Below are 13944 nucleotides of genomic sequence, written 5' to 3'. Positions count from 1 at the left end.
CCCGTAGGTGCCCCGCTGCACATGGCGTCCGTGCTCCCCTCCGACATCCCCCGCCCCGAGCCGGAGCCGACCGTGCAGCGGCGGAGCGTCGCACGTACCGTGGCCGCCGCCGTCGCGCTCGTCACCGGCGTCGGGCTGGTCGCCGGCGCCGCCACCGGCAGCCTGCTCAGCGACGGCCCCCGCGCGCAGGCCCGCCCCGGTGCGTACGAGGTGGCCCGCGACCTGTGGCACACCACCCCCGTCGACACGCTCTTCCCGCCCCGGCTCGAAGGCGACGGCGCGGGCCCCGGCGGCGCCGACCGGGTCTGGGTGCGCGTCGCCGTCGCCCCGCCCACGGGCTGCAAGAAGGGCCTCGACGCGGCGCTGGCGCGGGAGTTGCGCCGCTTGGGCTGCGAGAAGCTGCTGCGCGCCACGTACGCCGACGCCACCCGCAGCAGCGTCACCACCGTCGGGCTGGTCTTCACCGCGGCCGGCGCCGCGAAGACGAGCCGCTTCGAGGAGCGCTTCGAGGACGAGGACCTGGGCGCGCGGACGGACATGCTGCCGCGCGCGTACGGCACGGAGACCGGCCCCGCCGCCGGCTTCGGCGACGAGCAGCGCGCGACCTGGACCGTACGCGTCCTGTCCGACGCCCCCGTCGTCCTCTACGCCGTCACCGGCTTCGCCGACGGCCGCGCCGTCCCCGAGCCCGAGCCCGCCAACGGGGCCGTCCACCCCGGCGCCACCACCGCGCCCGCGCAGGCCGGCCTCGGCCACGACACCGAGGGCATCGCCGACCGCGTCGAGCGCGGCCTGCGCAAGACCTCCGCCAGGGCGACGGAGTCCCCGCGGTGACCCGCCCGCCGCGCGTACGCCGCCGCCCCGCCGCGCTCCTCGCCGCGCTGACCGCCGCCGCGGCCCTGCTCGGCACCGCCACCGTCCCCGCGCACGCGGACGGCCTCCAGGAACTCCAGTGGGGCCTGGACGGCGTCCGCGCCCCCGAGGCGTGGAACACCACCCGCGGCGACGGCATCACCGTCGCCGTACTCGACACCGGCGTGGACGCCACCCACCCCGACCTCACCGGACAGGTGCTGGCATCCAAGGACTTCGTCGGCTTCGGCGCCCGCCGCGGCGACGACTCCTGGGCCCGGCACGGCACCGCCATGGCCGGCATCATCGCCGCCCACGGGCACGGCCCCGGCGCCGACGAGGGCGTCACGGGCGTCGCGCCGGAGGCGAAGATCCTGCCGGTACGGGTCATCCTGGAGGACGGCGACGCCCAGCGCGGCAAGGCCCGCGACACCCGCGGCAACGCGCTCGCCGACGGCATCCGCTGGGCCGTCGACAACGGCGCCGACGTCATCAACCTCTCCCTCGGCGACGACAGCAAGTCCGCCCACCCCGAGCCCGGCGAGGACGCCGCCGTGCAGTACGCGCTGCGCAAGGGCGTGACCGTGGTGTCGTCCGCCGGCAACAGCGGCGAGAAGGGCGACCGCATCTCGTACCCCGCGGCCTACCCCGGCGTCATCGCCGTCACCGCCGTCGACCGGTCCGGCGAGCGCGCGGACTTCTCCACCAGGCACTGGTACGCCACCGTCGCCGCCCCCGGCGTCGACGTGGCCATCGCCGACCCCGACCGCACCTACTACGAGGGCTGGGGCACCAGCGCCGCCGCCGCGTTCGTCTCCGGCGTCACCGCGCTGGTCCGCTCCGCCAACCCCGACCTCACCCCCTGGCAGATCCGCGACCTGCTGCGGGACACCGCGCAGGACCCGCCCGAGGGCGGGCGCAGCGACGAGCTGGGCGCCGGCCGGGTGGACGCCGCGGCGGCGGTCGCGGCGGCGCGGGAGCTGAAGGCCGCGCCGCAGGAGCCGGCGGCGGCCTCGTACGACGAGAAGCGCTTCGGCGCGGCGCCCGTGCTCGTCACCCCCGACGACGACGGGCCAGGCGGGCTGGCGCTCGCCGCGGGCGTCATAGGCGTGGGGCTGATCGCGGGCGCGTGGTTCCTCTGGCGCGGCCCGCGACCCGGTGCGCCCGGCGTCTGGCGCGGCCCGGAGCCCCCGCCCTTCGCGCCGCCGCCGGCCGGACCGCCGCGGTCGGCGCCCCCGCCCGGCGCCGCCGCCCCACCGCGCCCGCAGGCCGGCGACGGGCCACCGCTACGCTCGTCGGGTGCCGCTGAAGAACATCCCTGACCCCGGCTTCGCCGCCGACGACGGCTCCGCCGACCCCCGCCTCGCCGCCGCCCTGGCCGCGTACGCCCGGGACCCCGGCGACCCCGGGGCCGAGCCCCGGGTGCTCACCGCCCTCGCCGGAACGCGGGTGCTGGTCCCCGTCGTCGCGCTGCTCGGCGAGTCCGAGGAGGGGCCCGACGGCCTGCGGCGCGACAAGACCAGCGACATGGCCGTGCCCACCCTCGAAGTCCCCGGCGGCCGGCGGGCGTTGCCCGCCTTCACCTGCACCGCCGCGCTCGCCCGCTGGAACCCCGAGGCCCGTCCCGTGGCCGTACCGCTGCCGCAGGCCGTACGCGCCGCCGTCGCCGAGCGCGCCGACACCGTCGTCCTGGACGTCGCGGGCCCCGTGCCGTACGAGCTGACCGGCCCGGCGCTGCTCGCCGCCGCCGAGGGCCGCGGCAGCACCGACCCGCTGGCCGACCCCGCCGTCGTCGCGGCCGTGACCGCCGTGGTCGGCGCCGTCGCGGGCGTGACCGCCGCGTCGCTGGCCCGCGCCGGCGAGGGCGACGGCACCCTGGCCCTGGTCCCCGCCCCCGGCGCCGCCCCCGCCGACGTCGCCCGCCGCCTCGCCGCGGCCCTGGCCGCCGACACCGTCCTGCGGGCCCGGCTGGTCCGCGGCCTGGACCTGGCCCTGCTGCCGCCACAGACCCCGCTGCCGGGGGACCCGCTCCCGCTGCGCTGAGCGGGCGGCGCGCTGGTTAGGGTGGCCTCCGGTCCCGTACGGTCCCGTAGCAGGAAGCGAGCCCTCATGAGCGACACCGGCCCCGGCGCCGACGCAGGACCCGACTTCGACGCGATGACGCGCGACATCGCCGAGGTCCCCGCCGTGGAGGTGATCACGACGGTGGCGGTGCACCTGATGAGTGCCGCCGCGGTCAAGCTCGGGCTCGCCGAGGACGGCGCCGCGCACAAGGACCTGGACGAGGCCCGCAAGCTGATCACCGCGCTGGCCGGGCTGGTCACCGCCGGTGCCGGGGAGGTCGGCTCGTACCACGCGGCGCCGCTGCGCGACGGGCTGAAGTCGCTCCAGCTCGCCTTCCGCGAGGCGTCCGAGCACCCGGACGAGCCGGGCCGCGGGCCGGGCGAGGCGTACACCGGCCCGGTCCTCGGCTGACCCCGCCCGCGGCGCGCCGCGGGCGGGCGCACGGATGTGCAGGGTCTGCGCGCGCACTGGTATGCTGGACACTGACCGGCCGGACGCGCCATGCAGGAAAGAGGAGCGACCGGCCCGCAAGTGGAGGCTCCGATCTCCCACCTACCGGCCCTCGGTCGGCGGGTCACCGGTCCGAAGCACCCCGCGGCACGCTCTGCGGCGGTGCTCCCCGGCAGGAGCCCGCATTTGCGTCCTGTCCGGGGCTTTTTTGTGCCCGCGGCAGGTGGTCGGCAGACAAGAACGTTACGTGGTTGCCCGCCAGGCAGTCGCGTGGTGGAAATGAGGAGGCCACATCAGCGCCGAGCCCCGCATCAACGACCGGATTCGCGTCCCCGAGGTGCGACTTGTCGGCCCCAGCGGCGAGCAGGTGGGTATCGTCCCGCTCGCCAAGGCTCTGGAGCTTGCCCAGGAGTACGACCTCGACCTGGTCGAGGTGGCGGCGAACGCCCGTCCTCCGGTCTGCAAGCTGATGGACTACGGGAAGTTCAAGTACGAGTCGGCCATGAAGGCCCGTGAGGCGCGCAAGAACCAGGCGCACACGGTCATCAAGGAGATGAAGCTCCGGCCGAAGATCGACCCGCACGACTACGACACCAAGAAGGGTCACGTCGAGCGGTTCCTCAAGCAGGGTGACAAGGTCAAGATCACGATCATGTTCCGCGGTCGTGAGCAGTCCCGTCCCGAGCTGGGCCGGCGGCTGCTTCAGCGGCTCGCGGAGGACGTGCAGGAGCTGGGCTTCGTGGAGTCCACCCCCAAGCAGGACGGCCGCAACATGATCATGGTCCTCGGTCCGCACAAGAAGAAGACCGAGGCGATGGCCGAAGCCCGTGAGGCCCAGGCCGCCCGCAAGGCGGAGCGCAGGGGCGACGACGCCGCCGCTCCCGCGGAGCCCGCCGAGGCCTGATCGCGGACCCGAGCCCGGGTCCGGAGTCGTAGTACGAAGACAGTCTGACGCTTCCGCATGCCCGTTTCCCGGGCGGCGGGGGCGCCGACGACGAGGAGTGGACGGCGAGATGCCGAAGAACAAGACCCACAGTGGTTCCAAGAAGCGCTTCCGCGTGACCGGCTCCGGCAAGGTGCTGCGTCAGCGTGCCAACCGGCGCCACTACCTGGAGCACAAGCCGTCGACTCTGACCCGGCGCCTCGCCGGCACGGTCGAGCTGTCCAAGGCCGACGCCAAGAAGGTCAAGAAGCTTCTCGGCAGGTGAGCCGACGCCCTGCACCGGCAGGGCGCAGGACGACCGAACAGACCGGGACCCAGCCGTTTTGGGTCGCGCAGCCGACGCGACCCAGCCCCAAGGAGTGAACACGTGGCACGCGTCAAGCGGGCAGTCAACGCCCAGAAGAAGCGCCGGGCGATCCTCGAGCAGGCCAGCGGTTACCGCGGCCAGCGCTCCCGCCTCTACCGCAAGGCGAAGGAGCAGGTCACCCACTCCCTCGTCTACAACTACAACGACCGCAAGAAGCGCAAGGGCGACTTCCGCCAGCTCTGGATCCAGCGGATCAACGCCGCTGCCCGCGCCAACGGCATCACCTACAACCGCTTCATCCAGGGCCTGAAGGCCGCGGGCGTCGAGGTGGACCGCAAGATGCTGGCCGAGCTGGCCGTGAACGACGCCGGTGCGTTCACCGCCCTCGTCGAGGTGGCCCAGAAGGCGCTGCCCAGCGACGTCAACGCGCCGAAGTCCGCCGCCTGAGCCCCGCTCGCGCGGTACGTACCCGAGAACCCGCAGGCCCCGTCGGCCTGCGGGTTCTGTCGTCCGCGCGGGTCCCTCCCGCCGTCCGAGCCTGCCGTACGAAAGGTCTCCCGCCGCCCATGGGCACCCCCGAGCCGATCTCGCCGCGCTCCGCCCGCGTCACCGCCGCCCGCAAGCTCCTCCGGCGCGCCGGGCGGGCCAAGGAGCGCAGGTTCCTCGCCGAGGGCCCGCAGGCCGTCCGGGAGGCCGTGGCCCACGGGAGCGGTGCGGCCGGGGGCGGGGGCCCGGCGCTGGTCGAGCTGTTCGTCACCGCCGAGGCCGCCGAACGGCACGCGGAGATCGTCGAGTCGGCCCGCGGCACGGGGGCGCGTGTGCACACCGCCGCGGAGGAGGTCGTCGCCGGGCTCTCGCAGACCGTGACGCCGCAGGGCCTGGTCGGCGTCTGCCGGTTCCTCGACGTGCCGCTGGCGGACGTCGTCGCCGCCCGCCCCCGGCTCGTCGCCGTCCTCGCGCACGTCCGCGACCCCGGCAACGCCGGCACCGTGCTGCGGTGCGCCGACGCCGCCGGGGCGGACGCCGTGGTGCTGACCGACGCCTCCGTGGACCCGTACAACCCCAAGGCCGTCCGCGCCTCCGCCGGCAGCCTCTTCCACCTGCCCGTCGTCACCGGCGTGCCCGCCGAACAGGCCGCCGCCGAGCTGCGCGCCGCCGGCGTCCGGCTGCTGGCCGCGGACGGGGCGGGGGAGCGGGACCTCGACGACGAGCTGGACGACGGCGGCCTCGCCGCCCCCACCGCCTGGGTCTTCGGCAACGAGGCGTGGGGGCTGCCGGCCGGGACCAGGGCGCTCGCCGACGCCGTCGTACGGGTGCCGATCCACGGCCGCGCCGAGAGTCTGAACCTCGCCACCGCCGCCGCCGTGTGCCTCTACGCCTCGGCCCGGGCGCACCGCCCGATCGGCGGGTGCCGTCCCGTCAGCTCCGCCCGGTAAGGTGACCGCTCTAGGTCCGCGAGTCGACCGTACGGGCAGGCCAACGCCCGGTCTGCGGGAGGGGGTTCATGGGGTGGAGAGTGCAGATGACGGGCCCGAGGCCAAGGACCTCGGCTGTGCGCCCGACGATCTGCCGGACGGCCTCGTCGTGGCCGACGAGCACGGCCTCGTGGTGCGCTTCAACGCCGCCGCCGCGCGGATCACCGCCCTGGAGCCGGCCGCCGTCCTCGGCCGCCCGCTGGCCGAGGCGCTGCCCCTGGAGGATCTGAAGGGCCGCCGCTGGTGGCGGCTGACCGACCCGTACGGCGGCCTGGCCATCCGCACCGGCCACCCGGAGCGCAACCTGCTGCTGCCCGGCAACCGCGAGGTGCTGGTCGCCGCCCGGTACGTACGCGACGGCCGTACCGGACCGGTGCGCAAGCTCGTCCTCACCCTGCGCGGCACGGAGGCCCGCCGCCGCAGCGAGCGCAGCCACGCGGAGCTGATCGCCACCGTCGCGCACGAACTGCGCTCGCCGCTGACGTCCGTGAAGGGCTTCACCGCCACCCTGCTGGCGAAGTGGGAGCGGTTCACCGACGACCAGAAGCGGCTGATGCTGGAGACCGTGCACGCCGACGCCAACCGCGTCACCCGTCTCATCGCCGAGCTGCTGGACATCTCCCGCATCGACTCCGGCCGCCTGGAGGTGCGCAAGCAGCGCGTCGACGTGGTCGCCGCGGTGCACCGGCACGTGGAGGCCCAGACCACCGCGGGCCAGGACCCGGCCCGGTTCCGCACCCTGGTGCCCCATGAGCTGCCCGATCTGTGGGCCGACCCCGACAAGGTCGACCAGGTGCTGGGCAACCTGCTGGAAAACGCCGTGCGCCACGGCGAGGGACTTGTCACCATCGAGGTGGCACCCGCCACCCTCAACCACGGCAGGGAAGGCACCCAGGTCACCGTGAGCGACGAAGGCCCCGGCATCCCGGAGGAGTCGATGAGCCGCGTCTTCACCCGCTTCTGGCGGGGCAGCAAGCGCGGCGGCACCGGCCTGGGGCTGTACATCGTCAAGGGCATCGTGGAGGCCCACGGCGGGATCATCACGGTCGGCCGCGCCCCCGGCGGCGGCGCCCGCTTCCGATTTACGTTGCCCGTCGGCGCCCCGGCCCACCTCGCCTGAGCAGCGGCCGGCCCGCCCGCGGGCCACACCCACGTCCACGCGCCCGTAGACTCGACCCCCGGCCCTTCGGCGACCCCGCTCGCCGACCCCGCCGCGGCCGCCGGGTCGGGGCGCAGCCAGCCAATCGGAAGCACGGGAAGAGATGTCGGCACCGAACAAGTCGTACGACCCTGTCGAGGTCGAGGCACTGAAACCGGAAGAGATCGACCGCGTGCGCGACGAGGCGCTCGCCGCCATCGCGGCGGCCGGCGACCTCGCAGAGCTCCGCGAGGTGAAGATCGCCCACGCCGGCGACCGCTCCCCGCTGGCGCTGGCCAACCGCGAGATCGGCGCCCTGCCGCCGCACGCCAAGGCGGACGCGGGCAAGCGCGTGGGCCGGGCCCGCGGCGAGGTGGGCCAGGCACTCAAGCGGCGGCAGGAGGAGCTGGAGGCGGAGCGCGACGCCCGGGTGCTGGTCGAGGAGGCGGTGGACGTCACGCTGCCGTACGACCGCTCGCCCGCAGGCGCCCGGCACCCGCTGACCACGCTCTCCGAGCGCATCGAGGACATCTTCACGGCGATGAGCTGGGAGGTGGCCGAGGGCCCGGAGGTCGAGGCGGAGTGGTTCAACTTCGACGCGCTCAACATCGCGCCGGACCACCCGGCGCGCAGCGAGCAGGACACCTTCTTCGTACGCTCCCCGCGGGCCGGGGAGGCCGGGGACGCGGGGGAGCGGCAGGACGACGACGAGTCCGGCGTCGTGCTGCGCACCCACACCTCGCCCGTGCAGGTCCGCTCCATGCTCGACCGCGAGCCCCCGGTGTACGTGATCTGCCCCGGCCGCGTCTACCGCACCGACGAGCTGGACGCCACCCACACCCCCGTCTTCATGCAGGTCGAGGGCCTGGCGGTGGACGAGGGCCTGACCATGGCCGACCTCAAGGGCACCCTCGACCACATGGTCTCCTCGCTCTTCGGCGAAGGCATGCGGACCCGGCTGCGCCCGGACCACTTCCCGTTCACCGAGCCGTCCGCCGAGATGGACATGGTCTGCTTCGTCTGCCGCGGCGAGTCCGTCGGCAACCCGGACCGGCCCTGCCGCACCTGCGGCTCGGAGGGCTGGATCGAGCTCGGCGGCTGCGGCATGGTCAACCCGAAGGTGCTGGTCGCCTGCGGCATCGACCCGGAGCGCTACAGCGGGTTCGCGTTCGGGTTCGGGATCGAGCGGATGCTGATGTTCCGCCACAACGTCGAGGACATGCGAGACATGGTCGAGGGTGACGTGCGCTTCACGCGGCCGTTCGGGATGGAGATCTGATGCGAGTCCCGCTTTCGTGGCTGCGGGAGTACGTCGACCTGCCGGCCGGCGAGACCGGCCGCGCCGTCCAGGCCCGGCTGATCAGCGCCGGGCTGGAGGTCGAGACCGTCGAGCGGCTCGGCGCGGACCTGACGGGCCCGCTGGTCGTCGGCCGGGTGCTGGCGATCGAGGAGCTGACGGAGTTCAAGAAGCCGATCCGCTACTGCCAGGTCGACGTCGGGGACGCCAACGGTACGGGGGAGCCGCAGAACATCATCTGCGGGGCGAGCAACTTCGCCGTCGGCGACAAGGTCGTCGTCATCCTGCCCGGCGGCGAGCTGCCCGGCGGTTTCAAGATCGGCGCCCGTAAGACGTACGGCAAGGTGTCCGAGGGCATGATCTGCTCGGTGCGCGAGCTGGGCATCGGCGACGACCACGACGGCATCCTCGTGCTGCCGCCGGAGTACGAGCCGGGCACCGACGCGATCGAGCTGCTGGAGCTGAACGACGAGGTCCTCGACATCGCCGTCAACCCCGACCGCGGCTACGCCCTGTCCCTGCGCGGCGTCGCCCGCGAGACCGCCACCGCCTACGGCCTGCCGCTGCGCGACCCGGCGCTGCTCGACGTGCCCGCGCCCAACGACTACGGCTACGAGGTGAAGGTCGACGACCTGCGCGGCTGCGACCGGTTCACCGCCCGCGTCGTCACCGGCGTCGACCCCGAGGCCCGCTCGCCGATCTGGCTCCAGCGCCGCCTCCAGAAGGCCGGCATGCGCCCGATCTCGCTCGCCGTGGACGTCACCAACTACGTGATGCTGGAGATCGGCCAGCCGCTGCACGCCTACGACCGCGCCCGGCTCGACGGGCCCATCGGCGTCCGCCGCGCCACCGCCGGCGAGAAGCTGACCACCCTCGACGGCGTCGAGCGCACCCTCCACCCGGAGGACCTGCTGATCACCGACGACCGCGGCCCCATCGGGCTGGCCGGGGTGATGGGCGGCGCCGACACCGAGATCGCCGAGGCGGAGGTACGCGACCACCTGCTCGGCACCGTCGCGGGCACCACCGAGATCGTCATCGAGGCCGCGCACTTCGACCCCGTCTCCATCGCCCGCACCTCCCGCCGCCACCGCCTCACCTCCGAGGCGTCGCGCCGCTTCGAGCGCGGCGTCGACCCGCAGGCCGGCCCCGCCGCGGCGCAGCGCACCGTGGACCTGCTGGTGCTGCTGGCCGGCGGCTCCGCGGAGGCGGGCGTCACCGTGGTCGCGGCGCCCGGCGGGCCGCGTACCGTACGGATGCGCGCCGACCACCCGGACCGGGTGGCGGGCATGACGTACGGGCGCGAGGCCGTGGTGCGCCGGCTCCAGGAGGTCGGCTGCGACGTCTACGGCGCCGACGAGCTGACCGTCACCGTGCCGTCCTGGCGCCCCGACCTGGGTGCGCCGAACGACCTCGCCGAGGAGGTCATCCGGCTCGAAGGCTACGAGAACCTGCCGTCCACGCTGCCCCGGCCGCCGGCCGGCCGCGGCCTGACCGGCCGGCAGCGGCTGCACCGCCGGGTCGGCCGGGCGCTCGCGGGCGCCGGCTACGTCGAGGTACTGAACTACCCGTTCCTCGGCGAGGCCGCCCTCGACGCCCTCGGCCTGGAGCCGGACGACGCCCGCCGCCGTACGGTCACCCTCGTCAACCCGCTCAGCGACGAGGAGCCGGCGCTGCGCACCACGCTGCTGCCCGGCCTGCTCGCCGCGCTACGCCGCAACCACGGCCGCGGCACCGCGGACCTGGCGCTCTTCGAGACCGGCCTGGTCTTCCGGCCCTCCGGCCACGAGGCCGCGCCGGCCCGGCTGCCCGTCGACCGGCGGCCCACCGACGAGGAGATCGCCCGGCTGAACGTCGCCCTGCCCAAGCAGCCGCGGCGCGCCGCCGTCGTGCTCACCGGCGCCCGCGAGCAGGCCGGCTGGTGGGGACCCGGCCGCCCGGCCGACTGGGCGGACGCGGTGGAGGCGGCCCGTACCGTGGCCCGGGAGGCGGGCGTGGAGCTGACGGCCGAGGCCGACCGGCACGCGCCGTGGCACCCCGGCCGGTGCGCCGCGCTCTTCGCCGTCGTGGACGGCGAGCGGCGCGTCGTCGGCCACGCCGGCGAGCTGCACCCGCGGGTGGTCAAGGCGCTCCACCTGCCGGAGCGCACCTGCGCCGCGGAGGTCTCGCTCGACCTGCTGGAGATCGCCGGCGGCGCTCCGGTGCCGGCGCCGCGCATCTCCACGTACCCGGTGGCGACGCAGGACGTGGCCCTCGTCGTGGCCGCGGACGTGCCGGCGTCGAAGGTCGCCGACGCGCTGCGGGCGGGCGCGGGGGAGCTACTGGAGTCGGTGCGGCTCTTCGACGTCTTCACCGGCGAGCAGGTGGGCGAGGGCCGCAAGTCGCTCGCCTACGCCCTACGCTTCCGCGCCGCGGACCGCACGCTGACGGCCGAGGAGGCGGGCGCCGCCCGCGACGCGGCGGTGGCCAGGGCCACGGAGGAGGCGGGAGCGGTACTGCGCGGGGCGTGACACCGAGCCGTGCGACGGTACGGGGCTCCGTACCGTCGTACGGCGCAGGCGCCCGGCCGGGTGGCCACCGCCCTGGCCGCTTGTCCCGCCCGCCTGGTTGAAGCTGAACTCGTGGCATGGCGTGAAGAGTTGAACCTCGCACACCAGGATGCACAGACCCCTCGCTCGGCAGATGGCGGAGATGTCCGAATCTTCATTTGTTGCTCAGAACGGCTTCCCCACTCGATAAACACCCAGGTCAGCGACTGCTCCCCGCGCACGCGGGGATGGACCCAGGGTGGGTACGGTGTAGATGTTGCGAAGCCTCTCGTGCAACCCCTAGGTGCTGGCAAGCGCAACTTGTAGGTCAACCGTGCTGCGAGGGTGCCAACCCAGCTTGGCTGTTCCTCGGTACCGGGACGATCCGCGGCCGGCGGGCGCCGGAATGGTGCCCCGTGCTGACACGACAACGGCCCCCGCTGCGTGGCGAGGGCCGTCGCTCGGGGTCTGCGTTGGTGGGCTCAGGCGGAGAACTCCCCGCCCTTGACTGCGGCGACGAATGAAGACCAGCCATCCGCCGAGAAGACGAGCGCCGGACCGTCCGGGTCCTTCGAGTCCCGCACCGGCGTGATGCCGGGGAAGTCGTCGGAGACCTCAACACAAGTCGCGTCGCCCCCGTTGCTGTAACTGCTCTTGCGCCACCGTGCGGCGCCCAGGTCGGTGCTACTCATGATCCCGCGTCCTCCATGATGGTCCTGATGAAGTCGAGTGAGGCTGGCGGCGGAAGAGCCGCGTCTCGAAGCTGATCGTATGACAGCCGGTACTGGGCCACCTCTTGCGCATCCTCCACCAGGTCCCCCGACTTGTTGCCCTCCAGGTAGGCAACGCCCGTGCCGTCCGTCTGCCACAGCAGCGACAGCGAACCCCCCCATGAGATCGTGCACGCCGGCCGTAAAGGGAAGGACCTGGATCACGGTGGAAGGCCGCTCGGCGGACTCCAGGAGGTTTCCGAGCTGTCCGGCCCACACCTTCGCGTCAGCGGTGGGCCGCCGGAGCGTGGCCTCGTCCAGGATCACGCGCAGGCTCGGGGACGGGTCCCGCCGCAGCAGCTCCTGACGGCTGAGACGTAAGGTCACCTGTTCCTCAAGCCAGTCCTGATCCCCGTGGTTCGGAGATGACGAAAGGATGGCGCGCGCGTAGTCCTCGGTCTGGAGGAGCCCGGGCATCGCGGTCATGAACTTGTGCATGATCACCGCCCCCTCCTCGTACCGGATGAACAGCTTGAATCTGTCTACGATGACGCTGTTCCGCGCGGACTTCCAGAGCCTCACCAGCAATTCGTCTGTCCCGTAGTAACTATCCAGATCTTCCATGACCGGGCGCTTTGAAATGCGGTCGCCATTTTCGAGACGGTTCAAGTAGCTTCGTTCATATCCCGTATCTTCTGCGAGCTGAGCTAGAGATTTGCCCGCTTTCTTCCTCAGCGTGACAAGCGCGTGAGCCAGCACCTCGCGTGCGTCTTGCTTCTCCTGGTCTGTGTCCTCGCCTACCTGTTCGGCCATGCCGGTCTCCCGCTGTTGCCTGCCGCTGCGACAACGCCCGACGGGCGTCAAGTCGCTCATTCACGGTGATGGTTGGGATACGCAGAGTAGTACCCGGCAGGGAGCCGGGGACACACGAGAGACCCCCGCGGAGATTCGGTATGACGACGGCAGACAGTCAGGCAGTGGATGTGCCGTCCCCCGAACTGTCTCCTTGTTCCCCAGCGGCAGGCAGGGAGTCGCCTGAGCCCTCAACGACGCCCCGGGGGCAACTGGCGAGGGAGCCGCGGGTTTACCGCGGCGGACCAAAGGAGCCACAGTCGGCCGCACCCACCGAACCGCATGGTTCCGGGTCCGAGGAGGTCGAGGGGAAGACGAACACGGGCCACGGCACGGCTCCCGCCCGGAACGAGGCAGACCACACGACCACGTATGCGCGCATGTTCGCCCGGAGTGCCGCCTCGGTCGGCAAGGCGCGCGACTTCGCCACCACCGTGGTTGGCAGGGGCGACCGCACCGACGACATCCGCGTGTGCGTATCCGAACTCGCGACCAACGCGGTCCAGCACACGCCCGCCGGCCGCCGCTTCCTCGTACGGATCATCTGCAACGAGGGTGTCGTGCGTATCGAGGTGCACGACGCCAGCGGCGGCACTCCGCGCCAGTGTGCGCCCGCGGATACCGACGACCGCGGGCGTGGCCTGCTGCTCGTCTCCGCGTTCGCGGACGATTGGGGGGTGTCTGACCGCTCCGGCCCCGGCAAGCTCGTGTGGGCGGAGTTCAAGATTCAGGCCGCCGCGGAGGCATCGTGCTGGCGGCCCGTGCCGGGGTGCCGGGCCCCGGGTTCATAGCGAGGCCGTGTGCCGCAACCTGGCCCGGCGGCCTGGGATGCGTCGCCGTCGGCCTCGCCCCCTGCCCTCGCCGGGGCCGGGCTGCGTACGGGGGCGAACCCGCGTCTGGCAACCGGCGCTCGCACGGTGAGCCGGGACGCCGGGAACCGCACCGTGCAGACCGACGCCGCCAACGGACCGGCACCCCGGCAGCCGCCCGAAGCGGCAGCGGGGAGACGGGAGTTCGCGGGCTGCGGCGTGTCCGGGGCACGGCGGCGCCGGGAGACGGGAGTTCGCCGGGCGGGCCCGTGTCGGTGGGTTCGGTGTCGGGGTGGGCGAGGCCGCCAGGGCACCCCCCGGGCCACCCCATCTCTTGAGTGTGCGGGCCTCCGTCCGGCGTCAAGGGCGTCCCCTCCGCTTCGCTGCGGGGACGTCGCTGCGCGATGGGGCTTCGCCCCACCCTTGACCCCGGACTCCGGCCCGTGGACAGACCGGCAGCTATGAGGTGGCCCGGGGGGAGCGGGCACCCGAGGACCGAAACTACGGATGCAGAGCCCG

13 protein-coding genes and 2 pseudogenes are annotated in these 13944 nt (G+C 73.7%); 12 read left to right on the top strand and 3 right to left on the bottom strand.

Features of this window, described 5'->3' with window-relative positions; translation table 11 throughout:
• The first annotated feature begins 21 nt into the window (after window positions 1-21).
• The 11 genes from QBL21_RS21325 to pheT all read left to right on the top strand — a co-directional run bounded on the left by QBL21_RS21325 (window position 22) and on the right by pheT (window position 11036).
• The gene (locus QBL21_RS21325; RefSeq protein ID WP_407563823.1) at window positions 22-834 is read left to right on the top strand and encodes a hypothetical protein; all 813 of its coding nucleotides are present in this window, start codon (window positions 22-24) and stop codon (window positions 832-834) included.
• On the top strand, window positions 831-2174 hold the full coding sequence (mycP, locus tag QBL21_RS21320) for a type VII secretion-associated serine protease mycosin (RefSeq protein WP_407563822.1): 1344 nt from the start codon (window positions 831-833) through the stop codon (window positions 2172-2174). The genes QBL21_RS21325 and mycP overlap by 4 nt, the downstream gene beginning before the upstream one ends.
• Window positions 2152-2895: an SseB family protein gene (locus QBL21_RS21315; protein ID WP_407563821.1), complete on the top strand. Its 744-nt coding sequence runs from the start codon at window positions 2152-2154 to the stop codon at window positions 2893-2895. Before mycP ends, QBL21_RS21315 begins: the two co-directional genes overlap by 23 nt.
• Before the next feature lie 66 nt (window positions 2896-2961).
• Window positions 2962-3327, top strand: coding sequence for a DUF1844 domain-containing protein (locus QBL21_RS21310; protein ID WP_407563820.1), 366 nt, complete (start codon window positions 2962-2964; stop codon window positions 3325-3327).
• Window positions 3328-3658: 331 nt separating this feature from the next.
• A complete protein-coding gene (gene infC / locus QBL21_RS21305) occupies window positions 3659-4270 on the top strand; it encodes a translation initiation factor IF-3 (RefSeq protein WP_407566500.1) in 612 nt (203 codons plus the stop codon).
• A gap of 109 nt (window positions 4271-4379) precedes the next feature.
• Complete coding sequence (gene rpmI, locus QBL21_RS21300; protein ID WP_018852864.1) at window positions 4380-4574, top strand: 50S ribosomal protein L35; 195 nt, start codon at window positions 4380-4382, stop codon at window positions 4572-4574.
• 102 nt (window positions 4575-4676) lie between these two features.
• Window positions 4677-5063 (top strand): 50S ribosomal protein L20, encoded by a 387-nt coding sequence (gene rplT / locus QBL21_RS21295; RefSeq protein ID WP_281619351.1) that lies wholly within the window; start codon window positions 4677-4679, stop codon window positions 5061-5063.
• 119 nt (window positions 5064-5182) lie between these two features.
• Entirely contained in the window at window positions 5183-6052 is an 870-nt protein-coding gene (locus tag QBL21_RS21290; RefSeq protein ID WP_407563819.1) for a TrmH family RNA methyltransferase, read from the top strand.
• Window positions 6053-6125: 73 nt separating this feature from the next.
• Window positions 6126-7211 (top strand): ATP-binding protein, encoded by a 1086-nt coding sequence (locus tag QBL21_RS21285; protein ID WP_407563818.1) that lies wholly within the window; start codon window positions 6126-6128, stop codon window positions 7209-7211.
• 142 nt (window positions 7212-7353) lie between these two features.
• Complete coding sequence (gene pheS, locus QBL21_RS21280) at window positions 7354-8508, top strand: phenylalanine--tRNA ligase subunit alpha (protein WP_407563817.1); 1155 nt, start codon at window positions 7354-7356, stop codon at window positions 8506-8508.
• Window positions 8508-11036 (top strand): phenylalanine--tRNA ligase subunit beta, encoded by a 2529-nt coding sequence (pheT, locus tag QBL21_RS21275; RefSeq protein ID WP_407563816.1) that lies wholly within the window; start codon window positions 8508-8510, stop codon window positions 11034-11036. The genes pheS and pheT overlap by 1 nt, the downstream gene beginning before the upstream one ends.
• Window positions 11037-11536: 500 nt before the next feature.
• On the opposite strand, the pseudogene QBL21_RS21270 reads toward pheT, so the two are convergent.
• The 3 genes and pseudogenes from QBL21_RS21270 to QBL21_RS21260 form a co-directional block, all read right to left on the bottom strand.
• A pseudogene (locus QBL21_RS21270) lies at window positions 11537-11710 on the bottom strand (DUF397 domain-containing protein); the annotation flags it as partial.
• Between the two features lie 32 nt (window positions 11711-11742).
• Window positions 11743-11892, bottom strand: coding sequence for a Scr1 family TA system antitoxin-like transcriptional regulator (locus QBL21_RS21265; protein WP_407566499.1), 150 nt, complete (start codon window positions 11890-11892; stop codon window positions 11743-11745).
• Window positions 11893-12007: 115 nt separating this feature from the next.
• Window positions 12008-12577, bottom strand: a pseudogene (locus QBL21_RS21260) (Scr1 family TA system antitoxin-like transcriptional regulator); the annotation flags it as partial.
• 419 nt (window positions 12578-12996) lie between these two features.
• Between QBL21_RS21260 and QBL21_RS21255 the strand changes: the two are divergent.
• A complete protein-coding gene (locus QBL21_RS21255; RefSeq protein ID WP_407563815.1) occupies window positions 12997-13407 on the top strand; it encodes an ATP-binding protein in 411 nt (136 codons plus the stop codon).
• Window positions 13408-13944 lie beyond the last annotated feature (537 nt).

It is taken from the genome of Streptomyces sp. 184, from assembly GCF_045781775.1.
Classification (GTDB): domain Bacteria; phylum Actinomycetota; class Actinomycetes; order Streptomycetales; family Streptomycetaceae; genus Streptomyces.
Note: the sequence above shows the minus strand (reverse complement) of the source record. Positions and strands in the feature narration are given on the sequence as shown.

What these genes read in the sequence shown, in the direction of transcription:
- pheS (WP_407563817.1), top strand. Translation starts at nt 7,354, where the DNA reads ATGTCGGCACCGAACAAGTCGTACGACCCTGTCGAGGTCGAGGCACTG.
- pheT (WP_407563816.1), top strand. Translation starts at nt 8,508, where the DNA reads ATGCGAGTCCCGCTTTCGTGGCTGCGGGAGTACGTCGACCTGCCGGCC.
- QBL21_RS21255 (WP_407563815.1), top strand. Translation starts at nt 12,997, where the DNA reads ATGTTCGCCCGGAGTGCCGCCTCGGTCGGCAAGGCGCGCGACTTCGCC.
- QBL21_RS21325 (WP_407563823.1), top strand. Translation starts at nt 22, where the DNA reads ATGGCGTCCGTGCTCCCCTCCGACATCCCCCGCCCCGAGCCGGAGCCG.
- QBL21_RS21290 (WP_407563819.1), top strand. Translation starts at nt 5,183, where the DNA reads ATGGGCACCCCCGAGCCGATCTCGCCGCGCTCCGCCCGCGTCACCGCC.
- QBL21_RS21310 (WP_407563820.1), top strand. Translation starts at nt 2,962, where the DNA reads ATGAGCGACACCGGCCCCGGCGCCGACGCAGGACCCGACTTCGACGCG.
- rpmI (WP_018852864.1), top strand. Translation starts at nt 4,380, where the DNA reads ATGCCGAAGAACAAGACCCACAGTGGTTCCAAGAAGCGCTTCCGCGTG.